This window comes from Pleurocapsa sp. PCC 7327 (genome assembly GCF_000317025.1).
Lineage (GTDB): Bacteria > Cyanobacteriota > Cyanobacteriia > Cyanobacteriales > Microcystaceae > Hydrococcus.
Genome location: NC_019689.1, coordinates 393,881 through 416,970, shown reverse-complemented (window position 1 = coordinate 416,970; position 23,090 = coordinate 393,881). Strand labels below are relative to the sequence as shown.

Here is a 23,090-nt window from a genome sequence, read left to right as displayed (position 1 = left end):
TGTTAAAAATTTTGCTGGCTATTTTTCTTAATTGGTAAAGACGCGATGCGATCGCGTCTCTACGTCAGTTACTTGCTCGCCAACTGCTACTATTCATAGAGCCAAGATTTATTTGCAGGTTCCCAGCTAACCAATTCTTCTGGAGCAAACCAGAGACTGATTTCGCGCTGTGCCGTTTCAATCGCATCAGAACCATGAATCAGGTTGCGCCCGATACTGACTCCAAAATCGCCACGAATCGTTCCCGGTTCGGACGCTAGGGGATTCGTTGCCCCAATCAGTTTTCTAGCAGAAGCGACAACGCCATCGCCTTCCCAGACCATGGCAACTACGGGGGCAGAACAGATAAACTCGACTAAGCTGCCGAAAAAGGGTCTTTCTCTGTGGACATCATAGTGTTGTTCGGCAAGTTCCCGCGAAACTTTCATCATTTTTAGTCCGACTAGGGTAAAGCCTTTAGCTTCAAAACGCCGGATCACTTCCCCAACTAAATTGCGCTGTACGCCATCGGGTTTGACCATTATGAATGTGCGTTCCACGGTTCTCTCCTTCGCATTTACAAATCGATTCAAAACCCAGATTAACCTAGATCGGTACTTTGTAATCTAGAGAAGAAATTTTTCAATCGCAACCGCTACGCCATCTTCTTCTACGCTAGGCGCAACCCAATCCGCCAATTCCTGTAAAGCTGTGGGAGCGTTTCCCATCGCTATGCTCGTGCCAGCATATTGCAGCATTTGAGCGTCATTAAAATTATCCCCAACTGCCATAACATTTTTTGCCTCCAAACCCAAAATCTGTTCGCTCAGATAACGAACGGCAGATCCTTTATTAGCATGGGGATGGGTTGCTTCCAAAAAATTTATCGTCGATTGGGTTAGATAAAGTTCGCTAGCAGCATAACGCTGTTGTAAATGGCTCAAAAGTTTTTCGATTAAGGAAACTTCGCGACTGAGTGCCAAAACTTTAGTAGGATGTTTGTCTACAATGGAGCGGAGATCGCCAACGGCAATTGGCTCGATCCCAGATCGTTGGGCATAATTTTCTGTGATAGCAGTAATTTGCCGGACGTAAAGGCAATCGCCAATGTAAAAATGAATGCCAAGGCGGTCTATCAATTCGGGTTGTTCTAGCTCGTCTAACAACTGCCGTGCTAGGACTGGTGCAACGGGTAAATGTTGATGCATCTCTCCCGTAAACGGATCTTGAATCCAAGCCCCATTGTAGGCAAGCAGCGGCAATTGGGAGCCAATGCAACTATGAAATCGCATTGCCGAGCGAAACATCCGACCAGTAGCAAGTGCCACCTGAATTCCTTGAGTTTGAACGGCTTGAATTGCCTGTTTGACGGGTTGGCTAATCTCGTTAGAGCGACCGGAGATCGTCCCATCAATATCAAGAACCAATAAGCGAATATCCAATGCCTACCCCAGTTTGACTACAGCTTTTAGGATATCGCGTGACATCCTCCCGACGCTGACCCTACGGGTACAGCGATAGCTCTCCCAACCTCACAGTTAGGCATTCCTGCCCCACGCCACTTATCTAGGTCATATACCCCCGACAGACCGACTTGACAGGCTGTTTCCGTTCCCCAGAGTCCCTGGGCTACTACATTCTCTAGTCCACGACGCCATACCATCTCTGCTGCTGCATGGTCGCGATGAGTCTGATATCCACACTCAAGGCAATGATGCTCTCTGATTTCCAATCCTTTGCTGACAGTCGCCAAGCAGTGGGGACAGACTTGACTGGTGCCGTTGGGATTGACTTTGGCAAAGTACACCCCACGCTTCCAGCATACCCATTCTATCAGAGAGAGGAATTGTCCAAAGGCGGCATCTACACAATCTTTTCGCAACATTCCTCGCGTCAGACCCTTAGCGCTGAGGTCTTCTGCAAAGATGGTTGGCGCCTGGTCGCAAAGCTGATGTGCCGTTTTCAGGTGGAAGTCTTTGCGACGGTTAGCAATACGGTGATGCATTCTAGCTACTTTCGTTTGCGCTTTCTCCCAGTTCTGAGAACCTTTTTGTTTTCGTGCCGAAGAGCGTTGCAGCAATTTCAGCTGGCTTTGCATCGACTTGAAAAACTTAGGGCGATCCCGGAAGCTGCCATCCGAAACCGTCAAGAATCGCTCCAACCCAAGGTCAATCCCGATAGCCCGACCATGAACCGGGGCATCGGGAACCGATACATCCGATTCAATGGTGACGACTACATACCATTGTATTCCACTCACCTTGGACAACACCCTGACCTGATTCACCCTGAAGCCATAGGGAATAGGACGATGCAGGTTGATGGGCACTTCTCCTATCTTCGGCAGCTTGATGGTGAAGCCGTTGATGGGATTGTCCTTGAACTGGGGAAACACAAAGGATTTGAACTGACCGAACTTTTTGAAACGTGGGAAACCATGTCCCCGTTTCAAAAAGGCTTCCCATGTGTGGTGCAATCTACGAATCGTAGTTTGCCATACCTGAGAATGCACCTTGCCCAAATGCGGGAATTGCTTCTTGGCTTTGAGCAGATTGTTTTGCTGACGATGATAGGACGGGAACGGTTCATCGGCGGGAATGATGTATTCCTTCTCCAGCGAACACCTGTCTACAGAGCCAGCTCGCGAAGCCATCCAGTCTTTGAGTTGGCGCCAAGCGTAGTTATACACGCCTCTGCACGTTTCAAGCTACTCAAGCAATTCAGTTTGCTGAGTGACATCTGGATAGATTCGGTAGGTGTAATTCATCGTCAGCATCGCTATAGTTTACCATAAGCTATAGTTGCTGGTAAGTGCTTGTCCCATCGCCATCGCTCCGAATCGACAAGCGCTCTTGTGTCCATGTATCCCAACTCTGACCTTTCAGGTACAGCGCGGGACTTATCGCTCCCCGAACTCCTTATTAGTTAAAAAGTTAAAATCGCTTTCGCGGTCGATAATTTGCCACCGATTCCACCAGTCCCAAAGCAATGAAGTTAGTTAAGAGAGCCGATCGCCCGTAACTCAGCCAAGGGAGAGGAATACCAGTAATTGGAGCAAGTCCTACGGTCATGCTGATATTGATAATGACTTGGAAGGCAATCATTGACAGCATTCCAATTGCTAGCAAAGAGCCAAAATTTTCTTTAGCATTGCAAGCAATGTATACCAAGCGAAAGCAGATTAACCAAAAGGCAATTAGGACGCCGATACAACCAATGAATCCCAATTGTTCTCCAATCGCTGAAAAAATAAAGTCGGTATGTTGTTCGGGAATGAAATTCAGTTGCGTTTGCGTTCCCTGGTAGAGTCCTCGTCCCCAAAATTCTCCCGAACCGATCGCGATTCGAGATTGAATCAGTTGGTAGCCGCCGCCCAAAGGATTTTTCTCCGGGTGCAAAAAGAGCGTCAGCCTGTCTTTTTGATAGTCCTTTAAGAGTCCCCAGAGAATGCCGCTTAATTTTCCCGCCGCAAAATTGCCCGCGATCGCGCCAATAGTTACAACGAATCTAAGCGGAAGCGTCAACCAAGCGATGATTCCCATTGCCAGCGCCCAGATTAACCAGCCGGGGAAAAAGACGTTGTAGAGAATCGCAGAAACCAAGGGAGACAGCATCAAAACCAGCCAGCCGGGATTGGCATCTGCCCAGTAGAGCATTCCCAGAGTAATCGCCCCAAAAACCAAGCCCGTTCCCAAGTCTGGTTGCAGCATAATTAATACCCAAGGTAATGCTGTAGCTGCCAGAACGCGAAATAGGGCGGGCAGCGTTGAGGCAGGACGCTCGTGCAGCAAGGCTGCTAGGGTAATAATCAAGCCAACTTTGGCAAATTCCGAGGGTTGTACGTTAAAACTGCCAATATTAATCCAACTCTGCGCTCCATTCGCCGCTACGCCCATGAAAATTACGGCTAATAGCGAGAGATTAGTGATGGCATAAGTTACCCAATGCCACTGGATCAAACCTTCGTACCGCAAGCGGGCAAGGATCGGGGTAAAGCTCAACCCCAACGCGCCTATCAGCCAGTGTTGCCACCAATCTACCGCTCCCTCGCGGACTTGGGTCGTTTGAATCGCTAATCCTCCTAAGACCGTTAAACCGACTGCCAAGATTAATAGCAGCCAGTCAATCTGCGACCAGGAGGCAAGCCATAACTTCCAGTTAATTTTGGCTAGGGATTTTTGTAACATTGCCAAAAAAGTAAAAGGGAAAAAGGTAAAAGTAAAAAATATTTTTTGCCTTTTACCTCTTTCCTTTATTTTAAGCAAAAGCTGCCATAGAGACTTTAGCTGCAATTTGTTGAGCGATCGCGGTTAGCGCTTTGGCAGAAGCCGAGTCGGGAGCTTCCATAACGATGGGAACGCCCGTATCGCCTCCTTCGCGCAAGGCAATTTCTAGGGGAATGCAACCCAACAGAGGCACGCTTAATTCTTTCGAGGCTTTTTCTCCGCCGCCAGAGCCAAATAGATCGTAGCTGCGATCGGGCATGTCTGGCGGGATGAAGTAGCTCATATTTTCGACAATTCCCAGAACGTTTACGCCCAATTGCTGGAACATTTTTAAACCGCGACGAGCATCTAACAGAGAGACGGTTTGGGGAGTCGTGACGATAACTGCTCCCGCCATAGGCACGGCTTGAACGAGTGTTAGCTGGGCATCTCCCGTCCCTGGTGGCATATCGACAATCAGATAATCGAGATCGCCCCAGTCTACCTGGTAGAGAAACTGGCGGATAATGCCGTTGAGCATGGGACCGCGCCAAATGACGGGCTGATCGGGGTCGATCAAAAAACCCATGGATACCATCTTCACGCCGTAGTTAAAGGCAGGTTCTAATACGTCTCCTTGGGAGCCTTTCTGTACCATCACTTGCGCGTTAGCTAATCCTAACATGGTGGGCGCGTTTGGTCCGTAAATATCTGCATCCAAAAGACCGACTTTTGCGCCTGCTTGGGCGAGGGCAACGGCTACGTTTACTGCTACCGTGCTTTTGCCAACGCCGCCTTTACCGCTAGAGATGGCGATAATATTTTTTATGCCGGGGACGGTCTGGCGATCTGGCAACGATTTCTGTTGGGGCGTTTCTGCGGTGACTTCTACTTTTACATCTTTAACCCCAGGTAGCTGCTTGACAGCTTTTTGACAATCTTCGACGATAAACTCTCGCAACGGACAGGCAGGAGTAGTTAAAACGAGCGTAAAACTGACCTCTCCCCCGTCGATTTGAACATTGCGGATCATATTCAACTCTACCAAACTCTTTCGCAGTTCGGGGTCTTGTACGGGGCGTAATACTTCTAAAACCGATTTAGTATCCAGCATAATTAAAAGGGTTCTCCTCTGCCTGCGACTACAGCAGATATTGTTTTAAAAAAGCGTTCTTTGAATTTATATTAAAACATAGAACCTATAGGCGGGAGTTGCGATCGCATGATTGATTTTTATCCTGATAGTTTTCTTCTCAGTTTTTTACAAAATCACCAAGGCAAAACTGAATAAATTATTTTTCCAAACTCTAGGGCAAGCTGGATTAGAAAATAGCCCCATGGTTTTGGGTTAGAAATAATGCTATGGGTATCAATCATAAAAATCAATGTCAAGACGACGGACTAACGAGAAGTTTAATCGTTAAATTCCAAGAAAAATGAATAGTAAAATTACTAACGCGATCGATATGTGAAAGAAAAAAAACTTAAGGAATAGAAGATTATATTACTCGATCGAGCAACAGTTGAAAAAATTAGAAAAATCGAAGCGTAAATTTATCGATACAATAACTATGCATCGCACTAAACCAAACCCGAACATAACATTATGACACAGGTAAAAATTGGCATCATCGGCGGTAGCGGTCTTTATAAAATGGATGCCCTTAAAGATGTAAAAGAAGTGACAGTCTCCACTCCTTTTGGTTCGCCTTCGGATGCGTTTATCGTTGGCAACTTAGAAGGAACAACCGTTGCTTTTCTGGCGCGTCACGGACGCAATCATCACCTGTTGCCGACAGAATTACCTTTTCGGGCGAATATTTATGCCATGAAAAAGCTGGGGGTAGAATATATTATCTCTGCTTCAGCCGTCGGTTCTCTCAAAGAAGAAGTCAAACCATTAGATCTGGTGGTTCCCGATCAATTCATCGATCGCACGAAAAACCGAATTTCTACCTTTTTTGGCGATGGAATTGTCGCTCACATTGCCTTTGGCGACCCCGTGTGCCCCAATCTAGCCAAAGTCTTAGCGGATGCAGTAGCAAGTTTGAATTTGCCAGATGTTGCCCTCCATCGCGGCGGAACTTACCTCTGCATGGAAGGACCCGCCTTTTCTACCAAAGCCGAATCTAATCTATATCGTAGCTGGGGCGCGACGGTTATTGGAATGACCAATTTGCAGGAAGCCAAACTCGCTAGAGAAGCAGAAATTGCCTATGCTACTCTAGCCTTAGTCACCGATTACGATTGTTGGCATCCAGACCACGACCACGTGACGGTAGAGATGGTCATCGGCAATTTGCATCGCAATGCCATCAATGCCCAAAAAGTCATCCAAGAAACGGTAAGGCGTTTGAGCGAAAATCCGCCAACCTCTGCGGCACATTCTGCCCTCAAGTATGCCATTCTTACGCCTCTCGACAAAGTGCCAGCGCCGACGAAAGAAAAATTATCATTATTGTTACAGAAATATTTGTAGGTGAAGTCATGATGCCGTTTAAAAAACTTGGTTTCTTGGGGCGATTTCTCGCCGTTACTTTGGGGGTAATTTTCTGCTGGACGACGATTGTAACCGCACCATCTTTAGCTGCGCGATCGGTTACTGAAGTTAAGATTAGCTTGGGAAATAGTGCGGGCGAATTAAAGTTTTTTCCCAGCGATCTCAAATTTATGGCGGGACAAAAATATAAACTCGTATTAGACAACCCCAGCCCCACAAAACATTATTTCACTGCCAAAGATTTTGCCGATGCGAGTTGGACGCAAAAAGTAGAAGCAGGCAAAGTAGAAATCAAGGGAGCCATTCACGAACTAGAATTAAAACCGGGCGCAGAAGCTGAATGGGTATTAGTTCCCGAAAAACCGGGAACCTATAAACTCTATTGTTCTATTCCCGGACACGCCGAGGCGGGAATGACCGGAACGATCGCAATTGCTAATAATCAGTGAGCTATAAATATTTCTCTATTAAAGGATTAAAAAGAACATGCGGAGGTTCAATTTATTACCAGGAGTTTTTGCATGGTTCAATTTAAACGACGATTTTTTATTGCTTTGTTACCTCCCCACGAAATACAACAATATACCAGAAAAATTCAGCAGCACTTTGCAGAAGTTTACAACAGCCGTGCCGCACAGAAATCACCACCTCACATTACGTTACAGCCTCCTTTTGAATGGGAAATGCAGGATTTCCCAAAATTAGAACAAATATTAACAGAATTTGCCCGAACGCAAGCTCCCATTCCAATGATTCTCGATGGTTTTGCGGCATTTAAACCTCGCGTGATTTTTATTAATGTCTTGAAAACACCAGAACTTTTGGCAGTACAAAAAGCTTTAATGGACTATCTAGAATCGTCGTTAGGAATTGTTGATGAGAAGTTTAAAAATCGTCCCTTTGCTCCTCATTTAACAGTTGCTTATCGCGATCTGACTAAGCCAAATTTTTATAAAGCTTGGGATGAATGTAAGCAACAAAAAGTACATTTTGAATTTCTCATTTCTCAGTTAACTTTACTAATTCATAATGGAAAATGCTGGGAGATAAGTAAAGAATTTCTGTTTACTAATCAAGCATAACCAATGACTAATGACTAAGAATTACTTTGCTAAAGTTGCTCGTGGATTAGAAGAAATTGCTGCAAAAGAATTAGAAAATTTGGGAGCAATAGACATTCGTACCGATTTTACTGGCGTGCATTTTAGAGGAGATAACGCCCTACTCTACAGAGTTAATCTTTGGTCGAGAGTTATTTTTCGAGTATTGATGCCTATTTATGAGGTAAAAAGCTATAACGCAGAGCAATTATATAGAAATGTATACAAGCTAGATTGGGAAGAATATCTTCAGACTCAAGACACTTTTGCAGTTGTCTGTACTGGAGGAAATAAAAATCTCAATCATACTTACTTTACCGCACTCCAAATTAAAAATGCTATCGTCGATCGCCAGCGCAAACAAATAGGAAAGCGTTCTAATATTAATATAGAAAATCCTGATGTATTAATTAACGCTCACATCGAAGGCGATCGCTGTCTTTTAAGTTTAGATAGTTCGGGTTCGAGTTTGCATCGTCGCGGCTATCGTCCAGCAATGGGAATAGCTCCCTTAAAAGAAACATTGGCGGCTGCACTATTAGAAATAGCAGAGTGGAAGCCGAATATTCCCTTTTTAGATCCTTTATGTGGTTCGGGAATTTTACCAATCGAAGCAGCATTAAAAAGTTTAAATATTGCCCCTGGATTGTATCGAAAGCAATTTGGATTTCAGACTTGGAAAGATTTCGATCGCGCTCTTTGGGAGAAAATTTTAACAGAAGCGAAAGAACGCCAATTATCCGAACTTTTAGCCCCAATTTTGGGGAGCGATCGCGATTCCGATATTTTACAACAAGCTTGCATTAATGCCCAATCTTGTGGCATAGAAAAACATATTCAATTGACTCAAAAAGACTTGTCTGAAATTGAAGCACCAGCAAAGAGTGGAATGATTATTTGTAATCCTCCCTATGGAAAGCGAATAGGAGATATTCAAGAATTAGGAGGATTTTACAAATTATTGGGAGATATATTCAAACAGCGTTTTCAAGGATGGACGGCATATGTTTTGACAGGGAATAAAGAGTTGGCAAAGCAAGTAGGACTAAGAGCATCCCGGCGCATTCCCGTCTATAATGGCTCCCTGCCTTGCACGTTATTAAAGTACGAATTGTATTAGCAAGGGGTTAAACTAATTGACAATTGCTAATTGCAAGAAATTCAGTCAGCAGCGATCGAAATACCGATCGCTGACAACTGATTAGTATCCCCTCCAAACACCGATCAAGATTCCCTGGACGTCTACTCGATCGGCTGAAACTTGGATTGGCGAATATTTACGATTAGAAGGTTTGAGGGTAATTTTTTCTTTCTGTTGATAAAAACGCTTCAAAGTCGTGCCAACTCCTTCAACTCTAGCTGCAACAATTTCCCCATTTTTGATAGTTTCATGAGGAGAAACAGAACGCATAATCGCCAGATCTCCTTCGACGATTGAATCTTCAATCATACTGTCTCCAACAACCCGCAAAGCAAAACAATTGGGATGCCCAAATACGCTAGATAAATCCAATTTTTCTTGCACTTCAGTGAAAGGTTCTACTAATCCTCCAGCAGCGATTGCCCCTAAAACGGGTATACCTTGAGAGGGACGATGGAGGATGCGAATCGTGCGAGCTTTTCCTTCCGTCCAATCAATATAGCCTTTGGTGCGCAAACGCTCTAAACGGCTTTGAATTGGGGCTGGCGATCGCAAATTCATCGCCCGCATCATTTGTCGAATTGAGGGGGCGTGTTGGGTGCTAGTAATGTATTCTACTAGCCAGTCATAGAGTTCTTGTTGAGCTTGTGTGAGAGGTTCCATAAGACAATACCAAACCAATAAGTTCCGAAATTACAGTCAGCTTCAGTAGATTTTCTTAGCCGAACTGTGTCTATTTTAGAACATCAGTACTAAATCAATATAGATCTTATTAACAATCGATTGAAAATTTTGAATTTAATCTTAAACTCAAGGCGACCTCCTTAGCGAGCGCTATCAGCACTCTGCCAGTGCTGTTAATCGGGTTCACATTGAACTGACGTTATTCAATTAAAAATTTATTAGGCGAAACAGGCCGAGCTTACGATCGCAGAAGATTAACTATAAATAGCTGCTTCGAGTTGCTCTTGTTTGAGAGAACGACCGATAAATACTAATTTAGTCTGGCGGAATTCGTCCCTTTTCCAAGGGCGATCGTAAAAAGAATCAAAGCGATCGCCGACTCCTTGTAATACCATTCGCATGGGTTTATTGGCAACATTGACAAAGCCTTTAATTCGATAAATTTCTTCTGTTTCGACGATAGTTTTTAACTTTTTAATGAGCAAGGTTGGCTCGAAAGCGCGATCGCTAATTAATTGAATTGAATTAATCTCATCGTCATGGTCGTGTTCTTCTTCAGAGTCGTGATGGCTGGGACGACTTGCTAAATTATCTTCAACTGCCGCATTAAAACCTAACAAAACATCTGGCTTAATTTTTCCTTCTTGACAAGCAACAACTTTTACCCCCGATCGCAATTCTTTGTGCAACCAAGCTTGTACCTTAGATAAAGTTGGTTCATCGACTAAATCGGTTTTCGTCAGCAAGACGAGATCCGCGCAGGCTAATTGATCTTCAAATAATTCTTCAATCGGGGTTTCGTGTTCCAAGTTAGGATCGGCTTGTCGTTGCGCTTCTAGTGCCTCCAGATCCCCGACTAACGTTCCAGCAGCCACAGCCTGACAATCGACCACCGTTATCACTCCATCGACTGTGGCACCGTTACGAATTTCTTGCCATCGAAATGCTTGTACTAATGGTTTGGGAAGCGCTAATCCAGAGGTTTCGATTAACATGCAATCGATGCGATCGCGTCGTTCGAGCAATTGCTGCATCGTCGGGTAGAATTCTTCTTGTACCGTACAGCATAAGCAACCGTTAGTCAGTTCGACGATGTTATCTGTGGGATTGTCTTGTTCATCGCAAATTTGGCAATCTCGCAATAATTCCCCATCAATTCCCACTTCGCCAAATTCATTGACCAATACAGCAATGCGTCGTCCTTGATTGTTTTGCAGTAAGTGGCGAATGAGAGTGGTTTTGCCAGCACCAAGGAAGCCAGTAATGATGGTAACGGGAATTTTATGCATTAGTATAGTTTTATAAATTTATTGGTTCAATCTCACGCAGAGACTATTTTACTACTTTGTTATTCATTATTTTGTCTTAAAGAGTAACTAGCGAACCAATGACAAAGAACAAAGGTTATTCTCAAATTTTGCACCTATGCTTCACCCCACAAGTCAGCGATGTTCTATCGCTACCTCATCCAGAAAGTCGTCTAAAGACGACTCTATCAAGATTTCAGTCCATGAAGATGGACTTTACAAGTATAGAATGTCATGTTGAGCGTCGCGATCGCGAAGCAAAACATCTTATAGCAATTCGCAATTGGTAATTATCAGTTCGCAATTGGGAAATAGAGATAGATTCTAGCTAGAAATTCAATGTTTTTATGTTTTTATATTTCAATTGCGAATTATCAATTAGTCAGCAGCTCTGGGTGTAAGGCTTTTTCCTCAAGCATCTGTAGTATTCTTGTTTAGAGATGGTCTTATAGCACTTTTCAGTTAGATGAGACACCAAATTGGTTGATTGGGGGAAAGGGGAAAATTAATTTCGGGGGCAACTAACGCAACTGCTGCGATCTCTCAATTTTATTTTTTGGCGAGATTTTAAGGTTTATTGGTTCTGGTGCAAGATATAAGTTATTTAAATTTTTATTTAGGGGCGGGATGCAATTCCCATTGACCCCTTAAACTCACTAAAAGTGGCTAGCAACTTTAGAAAACAAATTTTATGAGTTATTACTGGTTCAAAGCGTTTCATTTGATTGGCGTTGTCGTTTGGTTTGCGGGGTTATTCTATCTAGTGCGTTTGTTCGTCTATCATGCAGAAGCATCGGAGATGCCAGAACCTGCCCGCACCATTCTTAAAAATCAGTATCAAATCATGGAGAAGCGCCTCTACAATATTATTACCACGCCTGGTATGTTGGTAACGGTAGCAATGGCGCTCGGACTTATTTGGACAGAGCCAGAGGTTTTAAAATCGGGTTGGCTACATATCAAGCTAGCTTTTGTTGGGCTTCTACTCGTTTATCATCACTACTGCAAGCGGATTATGAAGCAGCTAGAAAAGGATGAATGCAAGTGGACGGGGCAACAGTTTCGCGCCCTCAATGAAGCCCCTACCGTTTTGTTAGTAATTATTGTCCTACTTGCTGTCTTCAAAAACAACCTTCCTTTGGATGCTACTACCTGGCTGATAGTTGCGCTAGTAATAGCAATGGCGGCCTCGATTCAGCTTTATGCCAAAAAGCGCAGACAAGACAAAGAAAGATTGATGCAAGTCACCCAAGAATAGAGAATACAGGAGTAGGGGCTGTTGACAAACTGTCCCCTACCGAACGGAGGTGAAAAATCATTTCATATGCGATCGCTACTAAGCCGCATTACTAATAGCTTACCTTTAAAATTATCGATGGAGATAGTAACGAGACATACAATCCTTAAAGTTGTTGTTGGCGACAAACAGGCAGTTAATGCTGCTTGGTATTATCCCAATCCTACGCCTGCTTTTGCGTCTCTGAAAGGCTATGTTGCCTTCTATCCCAGTCCCATGGATGCTTGTTACGTTGATGGAGAACAAGTAACGCCACAACCAGGAGATTTTTACGGCGGTTGGATTACAAGCGATATTGTAGGACCCTTCAAAGGTAGCGCTGGCAGTTGGCGATCGTAAAGGGAAGGGATGAGGGCGGAGGGCGGAGGACGGAGGAGAAAAGTTGAGACAAGATTTGAGAAAAAGGACAAAACAGTTTGCTTTACGAATTATTAAGCTTTATTCGGCTTTGCCCAAATCAACTGAAGCGCAAGCGATCGGAAAGCAAATTTTGCGTTCTGGAACTTCTGTAGGAGCACATTATCGAGAAGCTTACCGAAGTCGTTCTGATGCAGATTACATTAGCAAAATTGAAGTAGGACTACAAGAACTGGAAGAAACCGTTTATTGGTTAGAGCTTTTGATTGAATCTGGGATGGTTTTAGCAGAAAAATTGAATTCTCTTATGGGCGAAGCTCAGGAACTTACTGCAATTTTAGTCACTTGCGTCAAAAACACCAGACACAAATCAGAATAATCTTTACTCCTTCCTTGCCAACACCCGTCCAAATAGGTTCGGGAAACTACACTACCGTAAATATACTGGCTCCGGCACCATAGAAATTAAATGAAGATGAGCAACTGAACTAAAGTGACTGCGCCATAAAAAATATAGAAATCGGTCTGCATATAGTTCAGCCTCTAGTAGTCCTTATAGTAGTTATACCGGAGCAGCACTCTCATGGGAAAAGTTGTTGGAATTGACTTAGGAACAACAAACTCTTGTATCGCAGTAATGGAAGGGGGAAAACCAACCGTCATTGCCAACGCCGAAGGATTTAGGACAACGCCCTCTGTGGTCGCTTACGCCAAAAATGGCGATCGCTTGGTGGGGCAAATTGCTAAGCGTCAGGCGGTAATGAATCCGCAAAATACTTTTTACTCCGTCAAGCGCTTCATCGGACGGAAATATGACGAGATCACTAATGAAGCTACAGAAGTTTCTTATAAAGTCTTGAGAGATAGTACTGGTAACGTTAAGCTAGACTGTCCGGCGCTAGGCAAACAATTTGCCCCCGAAGAAATTTCTGCCCAAGTGCTGCGCAAGTTGGTAGAAGATGCCAGCAAATATCTCGGCGAACCCGTCACTCAGGCAGTCATTACCGTGCCTGCGTACTTTAACGACTCCCAGCGTCAAGCGACCAAAGATGCTGGAAAAATCGCGGGTTTGGAAGTGTTGCGGATTATTAACGAGCCAACGGCGGCATCGCTTGCTTATGGTCTAGACAAGAAGAGCAACGAAACGATCATTGTTTTTGACTTGGGCGGCGGTACGTTCGATGTTTCGATTCTGGAAGTGGGCGACGGTGTTTTTGAAGTACTAGCAACTTCTGGCGATACTCACCTGGGTGGCGACGACTTCGACAAGAAAATCGTTGATTATTTAGCAGAAGAATTTAAGAAAGTTGAAGGCATCGACCTGCGTCAAGACAAGCAAGCGCTACAACGCCTGACCGAAGCGGCAGAAAAGGCAAAAATCGAACTTTCTAGCGTTACTCAGACGGAAATCAACCTGCCCTTTATCACTGCAACCCAAGAAGGTCCCAAGCACTTAGATATGACCCTAACTAGGGCGAAATTTGAAGAACTATGCGCCGATCTCATCGATCGCTGCCGCATTCCCGTAGAAAATGCGCTGCGCGACGCCAAAATCGTTAGAGACGCGATCGACGAAGTCGTCCTGGTAGGAGGCTCTACCCGCATTCCTGCCGTTCAAGAATTGGTTAAAAAACTTCTGGGCAAAGAACCAAACCAAGGCGTTAACCCAGACGAAGTAGTTGCCGTTGGTGCGGCGATTCAAGGTGGCGTTCTCAAAGGTGAAGTTAAAGATATCCTGCTGTTAGACGTTACTCCTCTGTCTCTCGGCGTGGAAACTTTGGGCGGCGTAATGACTCCGATTATTCCCCGCAATACAACTATTCCTACCAAGAAGTCAGAAGTCTTCTCGACTGCCGTTGACGGTCAAACCAACGTGGAAATCCACGTTCTCCAGGGCGAGCGCCAATTGGCAAAAGATAACAAGAGCTTGGGAACCTTCCGCCTCGATGGAATTCCTCCCGCTCCTCGCGGCGTACCCCAAATCGAAGTGACCTTTGATATCGACGCTAACGGGATCCTCAACGTTACTGCTAAGGATAAAGGCACGGGCAAGGAACAGTCTATCAGTATTACGGGCGCTTCTACCCTGCCTAGCGATGAAGTCGATCGCATGGTCAAGGAAGCCGAAGCGAATGCGGCAGCTGACAGAGAGCGTCGCGAGAGAATCGATCGCAAGAACCAAGCCGATTCCTTGGTCTACCAAGCCGACAAGCAACTTAAAGAACTCGGCGACAAAGTTGCTGCTGCCGATAAGAGCAAAGCAGAAGGGCTGATCGCAGAACTCAAAGAGGCGATCGCTCAGGACAATGACGATAAGATCAAGACTCTGATGCCTGAGTTGCAACAAACCCTCTATAGCATCGGTACGAGCGTCTATCAACAAGCTGGTGGCGGCGCAACGAGCGGCGGCTACAGCACCGACGGAACTAGCGGCGCCGGTACGGGGTCTTCGACTGGCGGCGATGATGTCATCGATGCTGAATTCTCAGAAACTAAGTAACCAAGTCAGACATACTCCGCCGTGCAACGACGGAGCCTCCTCTGACTTCCTAAATACTTCTAAGCAAGATTCACGAGCGCTATATCCTAGCGCTCATTTTTTATCCAAAATTTAATGTGATACCAAGTTGATGAACTCCGAAAACAAAGGACAAATGACAAAGAACAAAGGTACAGTACTAGATTTATTAGCTGGAGAAGATAACCGTCCAGCCCTCGTTGCTCCCGATAAACCAACCTTAACTTACAAGCAACTGCGACAGAACGTTATCGAACTAGCTGCCAAGCTGAACGGTTTTGGGATCGGACGGGGCGATTCCCTACGGGAGCACTTTGCGGATCGCGTCTCCATCGCCATTCCCAACAGCCCCGAAATGGTAATTATCTACCTCGCAATAGTAACCTGTGCGACAGCAGCTCCCCTCAACCCCAAGTACAAGCAAGAAGAATTCTCATTCTACTTTGAAGACACCAATGCAGCGGCTTTAATCGTTCTAGACGAAGGCATTGAAGCAGCCCTAGCAGCTGCAACGCCCAATATGACCATCCTCCGGGCAACTTCCAATGCCAATGGGACGCTAACGTTTGAGAAAATCGGAGGAGCAGATCGCCCTCCCCGTCCTCAAGAACTTGCAGAAACGGACGATATTGCCATGATTCTCCACACGAGCGGTACGACTAGCCGTCCCAAACGCGTGCCGATTCGCCATCGCAATCTTACGGCTTCTGCTGGAAATATTATCGAGGCATACCAATTGTCGCCAGTCGATACCACCCTCTGCTTGATGCCACTGTTCCACATCCACGGACTGGTAGGAGCGATGCTATCTACCTTTGCATCGGGAGGAACGCTAGTTTGTCCCAACGGGTTCAATGCCCTAGAATTCTGGAAGCTGGTAGCCGCCTACAAACCGACTTGGTATTCGGCTGCACCGACGATGCATCAAGCAATCCTGGCTCGCGCATCCCGCAACCAAGAAATCGTTAAATCCCATTCCTTCCGCTTCATTCGTTCTAGTAGCGCCCCTCTGCCGCCAGTCATCATCGAACAAATGGAAGCAACCATGAATTCTCCCGTACTGGAATCCTATAGCATGACGGAAGCGGCTCACTTAATGACAACCAATCCCCTGCCGCCCAAGGTACGGAAACCGGGAACGGTTGGCTATGGCTTCGGCGTAGACGTTGGCATTATGGACGAAGCCGGAAACCTGCTCGAAAAAGGACAGTTAGGCGAAGTTGTCGTCAAAGGTGCCAACGTAGTCGATGGATATGAAAATAACCCGGAAGCTAATGCAAAAGCATTTACGAATGGTTGGTTCCGCACTGGCGACCAAGGGATGCTCGATGAAGATGGCTACCTGCGCCTGACGGGACGATTGAAGGAACTAATTAATCGAGGCGGCGAGAAGATTTCTCCGCTGGAGGTGGACGATGTATTGTTGCGCCATCGGGCCGTTGCCGAAGCGATCGCGTTTGCCGTTCCCCATAAAATGTTAGGTGAAGATATCCATGCTGCCCTAGTTCTAAAAGATAAATCCGTAAGCGAGCAAGAATTAAGAGCACATTGCTCGGCGCTATTGGCAGAATTTAAAGTACCGCGTCAGTTTCATATCCTAGACGAACTGCCCAGAGGCGCAACGGGTAAATTGCAGCGATTAAACATGGCAAAACTGTTAAACTTGATAGACTAAGCAAATCGCTAGTTATTAGTTATTGGTCGTTGATTTTTGGTAACTGTTAAACTTCAATCCAAAATCTAAAATCCTTTCATCCAATGAAAGTTTGTATTGTCGGTGCGGGTGCGATCGGCGGCTATATGGGAGCAAAATTAGCTCAAGTAGGCGCTCAAGTCACGTTAATCGCTAGAGGCGCACATCTGCAAGTAATTCAGGAAAAAGGTCTGTGCTTGAGGTTGGCAGACGGCAGGGAAGATTGGGTGCAAGATGTCGTTGCCACCCAGGACTTGAAGGCGGCAGGCGTACAAGATGTCGTTATCGTGGCACTGAAAGCCCAAAGCGTTCCCTCTGTGGCTCCGTCGCTACCCGCTTTGTACAAAGAGGAAACGATGGTCGTAACAGCTCAAAACGGCATTCCTTGGTGGTACTTCCGCAAGTTAGACAGTCCCTACGCCGACTACCGCATTCAAGCCGTCGATCGCGATGGCATCGTGGAAGCCAATATTCCCGTCGATCGCGTTATCGGTTGCGTCGTGTATCCGGCGGCAGAAATCGTTGCTCCCGGTATCATACGTCACATCAAGGGCGATCGCTTTTCCTTGGGCGAACTAGATGGCGCTAAAACCGAGCGCATTCAAAAACTCTCGCAACTTTTCAATAGTGCCGGACTCATATCTCGCATTCGCAACCAAATCCGCAACGAACTGTGGGTGAAATTATGGGGAAATTTGGCGTTTAATCCTATCAGCGCTCTCACTCGCGCCACATTGGCGCAAATTTGCCAGTATCCTCTCACTCGCGAACTGGCACGAAATATGATGTTAGAAGCGCAAGCGATCGCGGCAAAACTGGGCGTAGACTTCGGCATTTCTCTAGAAAAGCGCATCGCGGGAGCCGAACGAGTAGGAGCGCATAAAACCTCGATGTTGCAGGATATTGAAGCACATCGTCCCACAGAAGCAGACGCGATCGTTGGAGCTGTCGCCGAACTGGGGCGACTCACCCAAACTCCTACCCCATACATCGATGCTATCTACGCTAGCGTCAAATTGTTGGAGAAGACGTTAAGAATTGAATGATTCAAATTTATACAGAAATAGAACGCGGACAGAAATGGATAGAGAAATATCAGAAATGTCGTCCAGTCTTTGCTTGCATGTTGGGATTTACGGCAACGGGACTGATATCGGGGATTTCTGCGGCAGGAGCAACGCCAAACGATCGCAAGCATACCGCGATCGCAGATGCAGAATTTTTAATTAACGGTTCTCAATTTCCTCCCAAATATCCTTTACCGCCTCTAACGGTTGGCGCGTCTCCCGTCTTCATTTCTCGTGCTGTCGTAGAAACCCTGAATATTCCCGTTTATTTATTTAATGCTGGTTTACCCTATCCACCAGCCGTTCCCTTCATCGATCTAGGCGGAATTCCTGCTAACTGCCTCACTTCCGGCAAAGCATTACCATTGGAAACTGTCCGACATTTGTTTGCTCAAGGGATGAAATGGGGAGAGAAACTAGCAACAGAGGTACTTGACAGTTATCTCATTCTCGGCGAATGCGTGGTAGGAGGAACGACAACGGCTTTAGCGATTTTAACGGGATTGGGAATCGAAGCAGCAGGTAAAGTCAATAGCAGTCACCCCCAGTGCAACCACGCTCAAAAATGGTCGGTTGTGCGAGAAGGATTGGAGAAAGCAGGATGCTCTAGTAGGATCGATCCTTTTACTTTAGTTGCTGCTGTCGGCGATCCCATGCAAATTGTGGTTGCAGGAATGGCGATCGCAGCTAGTCGTCAAGTAGGAGTCATGCTAGCAGGAGGAACGCAAATGCTGGCGGTTTATGCTCTAATGCAGGCAATTATCCAACATTTAGACAAACCTGTTAATCTCGAACAAATCGTCGTCGGGACGACTCGCTGGGTGGCAGAAGATCCGACGGGAGATACAGTGGGTTTGGCAGTTGCGATCGCTAATGCTCCTCTCCTAGCGACTCAATTGAGCTTTGCCAATTCTTCCTATCCGCAGTTACAGGCATACGAACGCGGCTATGTTAAAGAAGGAGTCGGTGCGGGAGGATGCGCGATCGCGGCTTATCTTTACCAAAATTGGATAAACGAACGGTTAGTCGGCGCGATCGAAGCTCTCATAGAAAGTTATTACAAAAAATAAAAATAAGATATCTAATTTTATGAGTTGTTTGTAAGTCCTAAACTAAATAGGTACTAGATTTCCTCATCGCCCGCTCGTAGACAAATGACAGAAACTAACTCAGCCAAATTGAAAGACCGCCGACTCTTCAACCGCCTATACTTTAATGGCTGGACGGTATTGGTAATCGCGATCGCAGCTCTCATTGCCACGCCCGTTCTCTTCGTGCTGGGCAGCGTTTTTTATCCCTTCGGGCAAATCTGGCAGCAGTTAGCCTCTACGGTTTTAGGCGACTACATCCTCAACTCGCTTTGGCTGATGATTGGCGTTGGCATCGGGGTTGTGGTCATTGGCGTGGGGACGGCGTGGTTAGTTACCATGTGCCGCTTTTGGGGAAGTCGGCTGTTTGAATGGGTATTACTGTTACCTCTGGCGGCTCCAGCCTATCTGCTCGCCTATACTTATACCGATATGCTGGAATTTTACGGTCCCGTGCAAACGTGGCTGAGAATGCTTGTTGGTTGGAGTAGCGCGGGAGATTATTGGTTTCCTAGCATTCGTACCCTGTGGGGCGCGATCGCCATGTTAATCCTAGTATTGTATCCCTACGTCTATTTACTGGCGCGGGTTGCCTTTCTAGAGCAGTCGATTTGTACCTTGGAAGCCAGTCGCTCTCTCGGTTGCAATCCCTGGAGTAGTTTTTTCACTATTGCATTGCCTTTAGCTCGACCCGCAATTGTCGCAGGGCTGGCACTGGCAGAGATGGAAACCCTCAACGACTTTGGAACCGTCCAGTATTTTGGCGTGAATACCTTTACTACGGGCATTTACAGCACCTGGTTTGGCATGGGGGAACGGATAGCGGCAGCTCAGTTGGCGGCTTGTTTGATGCTCTTTATTCTCGCGTTAATTCTGCTAGAAAAATGGTCGCGCCGTCAAGCCCGTTATTACCAAACTATTAGCCATCAACATCGATTGCCCAAGTACCAACTGGGTTTAGGGCGAGGATTCTTAGCTTGGGTAGCTTGTTTTCTCCCCTGCGCTTTAGGCTTTCTCATTCCAGGAATCCACTTACTAAATATGACTGTCAGCAATGCCGAGGAAACTCTCAACGATAGTTTTTTTGAGCTTGCTACCCACAGTTTTATTTTGGCAATTCTCAGTGCTGCTATAGGAATGGTATTTTCTCTGTTAATGGTTTACGGAGAGCGCTTGCAACCCAATTTGGGAATGCGCATGGCGATCCGAATCGCCTCGATGGGATACGCCATACCAGGTTCTGTTATTGCCGTTGGCGTACTCATTCCTATGGGACACTTTGATAATGCTCTCGATAGCTGGATGCGTTCTCTGTTTGGGATCTCTACGGGTTTACTGTTGAGCGGAACCATTGTTGCTCTGATATATGCTTATCTAGTGCGTTTTTTAGCGGTTGCCCTGGGCGCAGTCGAGTCTAGCCTCAATAAAATTAAGCCATCTTTAGACGATGCCGCTCGCAGTTTGGGTTACGATGCCACTAGCACGCTCGTTAAAATTCACGTTCCCTTGATGTCGGGAGGAATGTTAACGGCAGCGATCTTGGTATTTGTGGATGTGATGAAGGAATTATCCGCGACTTTGGTGATTCGTCCGTTTAACTTCGATACCCTAGCAGTGCGCGTTTATCAGTATGCCTCCGACGAGAGACTGGTGGAAGCTTCTGCGCCTGCGTTAGCAATCGTTCTAGTGGGGATTATTCCCGTAATTTTCTTGAGTTGGAGAATTGCTAAATTGCGATCGCTCTAATTTTTTCGGTCAATGAGAAAATAAAATCTGCATCGACAATCTAAAATCAGATGACTTCTCTCGAACAATTACTTCAATCGCCTACCGGAGAATATTGCTGTCGGAGCGATCTCGATCTTTACGATTCTTCTAATTGCGATCGCTTAGCTACTCAAGCGGCTGCGGGAAGACATTTGAAACTATTATGCGATCGTCCTATTAATAATGCAGTAGAAGTCCGTTTGTGCGAAGACGGCTACATGGCTTGGTTGCCTGTAGATAAATTGACTGAAATAGAACCTGCTAAGACAGTTTATGTTGCGATCGCGCGTTCCCGATCTTATATTGAATCCCGTCTCCCAGAGATTATCGCCTTTGCCAAAGCTGCAATGGAAGTACCTAACTATTATCTTTGGGGAGGAACGCTAGCGCCCAACTATGATTGTTCGGGACTGATGCAAGCAGCTTTTGCCGCTTCGGGAATTTGGTTGCCACGAGATTCCTACCAACAAGAAGCCTTTACGAAAAGAATTGCCTTAGAGGAACTTCTTGCGGGAGATTTAATTTTCTTCGGCATCCAAAAAGTCGATCACGTCGCCCTTTATCTGGGAGATGGATATTACATTCACAGTTCGGGCAAAGAAATGGGACGCAATGGCATTGCGCTCGATCGCCTTTCAGGAGAAGGAGACGAAGTCAGTCGATCTTATTCTCAAAAATTGTGGGGTTTTGGCAGAGTCGTGTCTAGCTATCAACCTTGAAAATAGAATCGCATAGTACTCGCGATCGCCACAATCAAGATCGATCCCCAGACGATAAAGATAAAATTTCGACCTCTAGTAAAGTTAAAAGGAAGGAGAGATAGTTTATTACTCAAATTTGAGTTTAGCTTGCTAGGACACTCTGGGGAGAAAGAGCGATCGATTAAGCAACCGATGTTGGTTATGCGCTCTCCCCAGCGAAATTCTAGAAAACTTTGAGGGTTAGCAAAATAAATCTGATTTCCCTCTGCAACGGGTCGCAGAACAACTGAAGTCATCTGCATCATAATCGCTAGAATCAAAAGACCTCGCATCAGCCAACGGCTTAATCCTTTAACCGATGAGAGACGCTTTACAAACAGAGCGATTAGAGGAATCAGTAGCAGATGAACCGAGGTGACGTGATACCTTGCTCCCCAACCAGCATCTCCATGCCAAAAATCAAGTTTGCTGGTCAAAGCTATATGTAAGGCAAGATTGAAAATTCCGCACAGCAAATACCACTGCATGTAAGGCGAGAGTTTTTTCCACAAGAACGCGCCCAGCAGCAAGCAAGGTAACAGTAAGGGGTCGTAGATAAAAATACTTTTGGCAGGCGAGAATAGCACCCCCCAAATCCCGAACTGAGGAGGATTAATAAAAGGATAATTATCAGGCAGTTGTGGCAAACCCGCAAAAATTGGATCGGTTTTCACTTGCTTTGCCCACAAGCTCTGTCCCGTAGTCCAAAAACTGCCAAAGCGAAGGTAATCGATAACTCGTCCGAGCATACTCAAAGGAAGCAAACCGATTATCCACAACCCTGCCACTTGCATACTCTTGAGTTTGTCTCGGTTTTGATAGACGAGACAGCCGACTAAAAAAAGAAATACGGTCAAAACGTGAATGACGCTGCTAGAGCGAATCAAAATGACGGCGCCCAGAGCCAAGCCGCTCAGAAAAGCAAAATGAAGCTTGCCGTGCCGAACGCAGGCGAGAGCAGCAGCATAACCAATGATGACGAATAGTAAGATTTGATTGTTCTGCTGGGGATTTTGGGCATAGGCTAAGACGGTAGTGCCCAACAGCCAGGTTAGACTTGCCAAACCAGCGATTCTTTCTTCAAAGTTAAACAGCCTTAGCAGCCAAAAACAAGCCAAGACCACTGCCAAATTGAGCGGGATAAAAATCACCAAACTGACGACTAAGCGGCGCAAAAAGTTTTCATTTTGTTGAGGCAAGAGGCGATGGAGTTGGCTACCCAACCAATCGCCAGGAAGCATTAATAAAGATTGCCCCGCATCATAGGTCGTATAACGCTTGCCCCCCACGCCTGAGACTCCAGGGCTGTCCAGTCGAGACTTGGGTTTATTATTCAGTGTCAGTGTAACTTCTTCTCTCCCCGTCCACCAAGCATGAGCCATTTCCAGTCTGATTAATGTATCTCCATAAATCGTTCCTGGGCTGACTGCTATTATCCACAGCAAAGCAATTAGAGATATTTTGATAACAGTTTTCATATCAGCTTTTTTTAGAGGACGATCGCGACTTGCTCGACTCGCTAGCTGCAACACTAACCGATTTTTTCTCGTTTTTCCCAATTCTTACCTCAATTTTTTGTCTCCTCAAGCTAAAGAACCCATCACTTTTTGAAAAAAATTATCATTTGGATTTTAAGAATAAAATGGT

Annotated in this window: 21 protein-coding genes and 1 pseudogene; 14 read left to right on the top strand and 8 right to left on the bottom strand. The window is 45.7% G+C overall.

All coding sequences use genetic code 11. The features are described from left to right. Positions 1 to 89 precede the first annotated feature (89 nt). The 5 genes from ndk to PLE7327_RS01750 form a co-directional block, all read right to left on the bottom strand. Positions 90 to 539 (bottom strand): nucleoside-diphosphate kinase, encoded by a 450-nt coding sequence (gene ndk, locus PLE7327_RS01770; RefSeq protein ID WP_015142144.1) that lies wholly within the window; start codon positions 537 to 539, stop codon positions 90 to 92. A gap of 66 nt (positions 540 to 605) precedes the next feature. Then, on the bottom strand, positions 606 to 1,406 hold the full coding sequence (locus PLE7327_RS01765) for a Cof-type HAD-IIB family hydrolase (protein WP_217523308.1): 801 nt from the start codon (positions 1,404 to 1,406) through the stop codon (positions 606 to 608). A 41-nt stretch (positions 1,407 to 1,447) separates the two neighbouring features. Next, entirely contained in the window at positions 1,448 to 2,632 is a 1,185-nt protein-coding gene (locus PLE7327_RS01760) for a transposase (protein WP_254658071.1), read from the bottom strand. Positions 2,633 to 2,912: 280 nt separating this feature from the next. Then, complete coding sequence (gene rodA, locus PLE7327_RS01755) at positions 2,913 to 4,166, bottom strand: rod shape-determining protein RodA (protein WP_015142142.1); 1,254 nt, start codon at positions 4,164 to 4,166, stop codon at positions 2,913 to 2,915. Positions 4,167 to 4,236: 70 nt separating this feature from the next. Next, a complete protein-coding gene (locus PLE7327_RS01750; protein ID WP_015142141.1) occupies positions 4,237 to 5,298 on the bottom strand; it encodes an Mrp/NBP35 family ATP-binding protein in 1,062 nt (353 codons plus the stop codon). Between the two features lie 492 nt (positions 5,299 to 5,790). Here PLE7327_RS01750 and PLE7327_RS01745 point away from each other — a divergent pair, with 492 nt between their 5' ends. The 4 genes from PLE7327_RS01745 to PLE7327_RS01730 all read left to right on the top strand — a co-directional run bounded on the left by PLE7327_RS01745 (position 5,791) and on the right by PLE7327_RS01730 (position 8,904). Further along, positions 5,791 to 6,663: an S-methyl-5'-thioadenosine phosphorylase gene (locus PLE7327_RS01745; protein ID WP_015142140.1), complete on the top strand. Its 873-nt coding sequence runs from the start codon at positions 5,791 to 5,793 to the stop codon at positions 6,661 to 6,663. Between the two features lie 8 nt (positions 6,664 to 6,671). Next, positions 6,672 to 7,133: a cupredoxin domain-containing protein gene (locus PLE7327_RS01740; protein ID WP_015142139.1), complete on the top strand. Its 462-nt coding sequence runs from the start codon at positions 6,672 to 6,674 to the stop codon at positions 7,131 to 7,133. Between the two features lie 72 nt (positions 7,134 to 7,205). Beyond that, a complete protein-coding gene (locus tag PLE7327_RS01735; protein WP_015142138.1) occupies positions 7,206 to 7,766 on the top strand; it encodes a 2'-5' RNA ligase family protein in 561 nt (186 codons plus the stop codon). A gap of 10 nt (positions 7,767 to 7,776) precedes the next feature. After that, positions 7,777 to 8,904: a class I SAM-dependent RNA methyltransferase gene (locus tag PLE7327_RS01730; RefSeq protein ID WP_015142137.1), complete on the top strand. Its 1,128-nt coding sequence runs from the start codon at positions 7,777 to 7,779 to the stop codon at positions 8,902 to 8,904. Between the two features lie 81 nt (positions 8,905 to 8,985). Here PLE7327_RS01730 and lexA read toward each other — a convergent pair whose 3' ends face one another. Together lexA and cobW are read right to left on the bottom strand one after the other, a co-directional pair. After that, positions 8,986 to 9,588 (bottom strand): transcriptional repressor LexA, encoded by a 603-nt coding sequence (gene lexA / locus PLE7327_RS01725; RefSeq protein ID WP_015142136.1) that lies wholly within the window; start codon positions 9,586 to 9,588, stop codon positions 8,986 to 8,988. A 275-nt stretch (positions 9,589 to 9,863) separates the two neighbouring features. After that, positions 9,864 to 10,898 (bottom strand): cobalamin biosynthesis protein CobW, encoded by a 1,035-nt coding sequence (gene cobW / locus PLE7327_RS01720; RefSeq protein WP_015142135.1) that lies wholly within the window; start codon positions 10,896 to 10,898, stop codon positions 9,864 to 9,866. Between the two features lie 98 nt (positions 10,899 to 10,996). Between cobW and PLE7327_RS24205 the strand changes: the two genes are divergently transcribed. The 10 genes and pseudogenes from PLE7327_RS24205 (at position 10,997) to PLE7327_RS01675 (ending at position 21,422) form a co-directional block, all read left to right on the top strand. After that, on the top strand, positions 10,997 to 11,206 hold the full coding sequence (locus tag PLE7327_RS24205; RefSeq protein WP_144266076.1) for a hypothetical protein: 210 nt from the start codon (positions 10,997 to 10,999) through the stop codon (positions 11,204 to 11,206). Positions 11,207 to 11,607: 401 nt separating this feature from the next. Further along, positions 11,608 to 12,174 carry a protoporphyrinogen oxidase HemJ gene (gene hemJ, locus PLE7327_RS01715; protein ID WP_015142134.1) on the top strand — a complete coding sequence of 189 codons (567 nt, stop codon included), beginning with the start codon at positions 11,608 to 11,610 and terminating at the stop codon, positions 12,172 to 12,174. A gap of 150 nt (positions 12,175 to 12,324) precedes the next feature. Beyond that, positions 12,325 to 12,552: pseudogene (locus PLE7327_RS26305) on the top strand (DUF427 domain-containing protein); the annotation flags it as partial. Between the two features lie 43 nt (positions 12,553 to 12,595). Then, a complete protein-coding gene (locus PLE7327_RS01705) occupies positions 12,596 to 12,949 on the top strand; it encodes a four helix bundle protein (protein ID WP_015142132.1) in 354 nt (117 codons plus the stop codon). Positions 12,950 to 13,153: 204 nt separating this feature from the next. After that, entirely contained in the window at positions 13,154 to 15,070 is a 1,917-nt protein-coding gene (gene dnaK, locus PLE7327_RS01700) for a molecular chaperone DnaK (RefSeq protein ID WP_015142131.1), read from the top strand. A 154-nt stretch (positions 15,071 to 15,224) separates the two neighbouring features. Then, complete coding sequence (locus tag PLE7327_RS01695) at positions 15,225 to 16,763, top strand: acyl--CoA ligase (RefSeq protein ID WP_041392626.1); 1,539 nt, start codon at positions 15,225 to 15,227, stop codon at positions 16,761 to 16,763. Positions 16,764 to 16,846: 83 nt separating this feature from the next. Then, a complete protein-coding gene (locus PLE7327_RS01690) occupies positions 16,847 to 17,827 on the top strand; it encodes a 2-dehydropantoate 2-reductase (protein WP_015142129.1) in 981 nt (326 codons plus the stop codon). Continuing rightward, on the top strand, positions 17,824 to 18,918 hold the full coding sequence (gene cobT, locus PLE7327_RS01685) for a nicotinate mononucleotide-dependent phosphoribosyltransferase CobT (protein ID WP_015142128.1): 1,095 nt from the start codon (positions 17,824 to 17,826) through the stop codon (positions 18,916 to 18,918). The genes PLE7327_RS01690 and cobT overlap by 4 nt, the downstream gene beginning before the upstream one ends. An 84-nt stretch (positions 18,919 to 19,002) precedes the next feature. Further along, a complete protein-coding gene (locus PLE7327_RS01680) occupies positions 19,003 to 20,682 on the top strand; it encodes an iron ABC transporter permease (RefSeq protein WP_015142127.1) in 1,680 nt (559 codons plus the stop codon). A gap of 50 nt (positions 20,683 to 20,732) precedes the next feature. Then, positions 20,733 to 21,422, top strand: coding sequence for a C40 family peptidase (locus PLE7327_RS01675; RefSeq protein ID WP_015142126.1), 690 nt, complete (start codon positions 20,733 to 20,735; stop codon positions 21,420 to 21,422). Here PLE7327_RS01675 and PLE7327_RS01670 read toward each other — a convergent pair. Beyond that, positions 21,413 to 22,921 (bottom strand): hypothetical protein, encoded by a 1,509-nt coding sequence (locus tag PLE7327_RS01670; RefSeq protein ID WP_041392624.1) that lies wholly within the window; start codon positions 22,919 to 22,921, stop codon positions 21,413 to 21,415. The genes PLE7327_RS01675 and PLE7327_RS01670 overlap by 10 nt on opposite strands. Between the last annotated feature and the right edge of the window lie 169 nt (positions 22,922 to 23,090).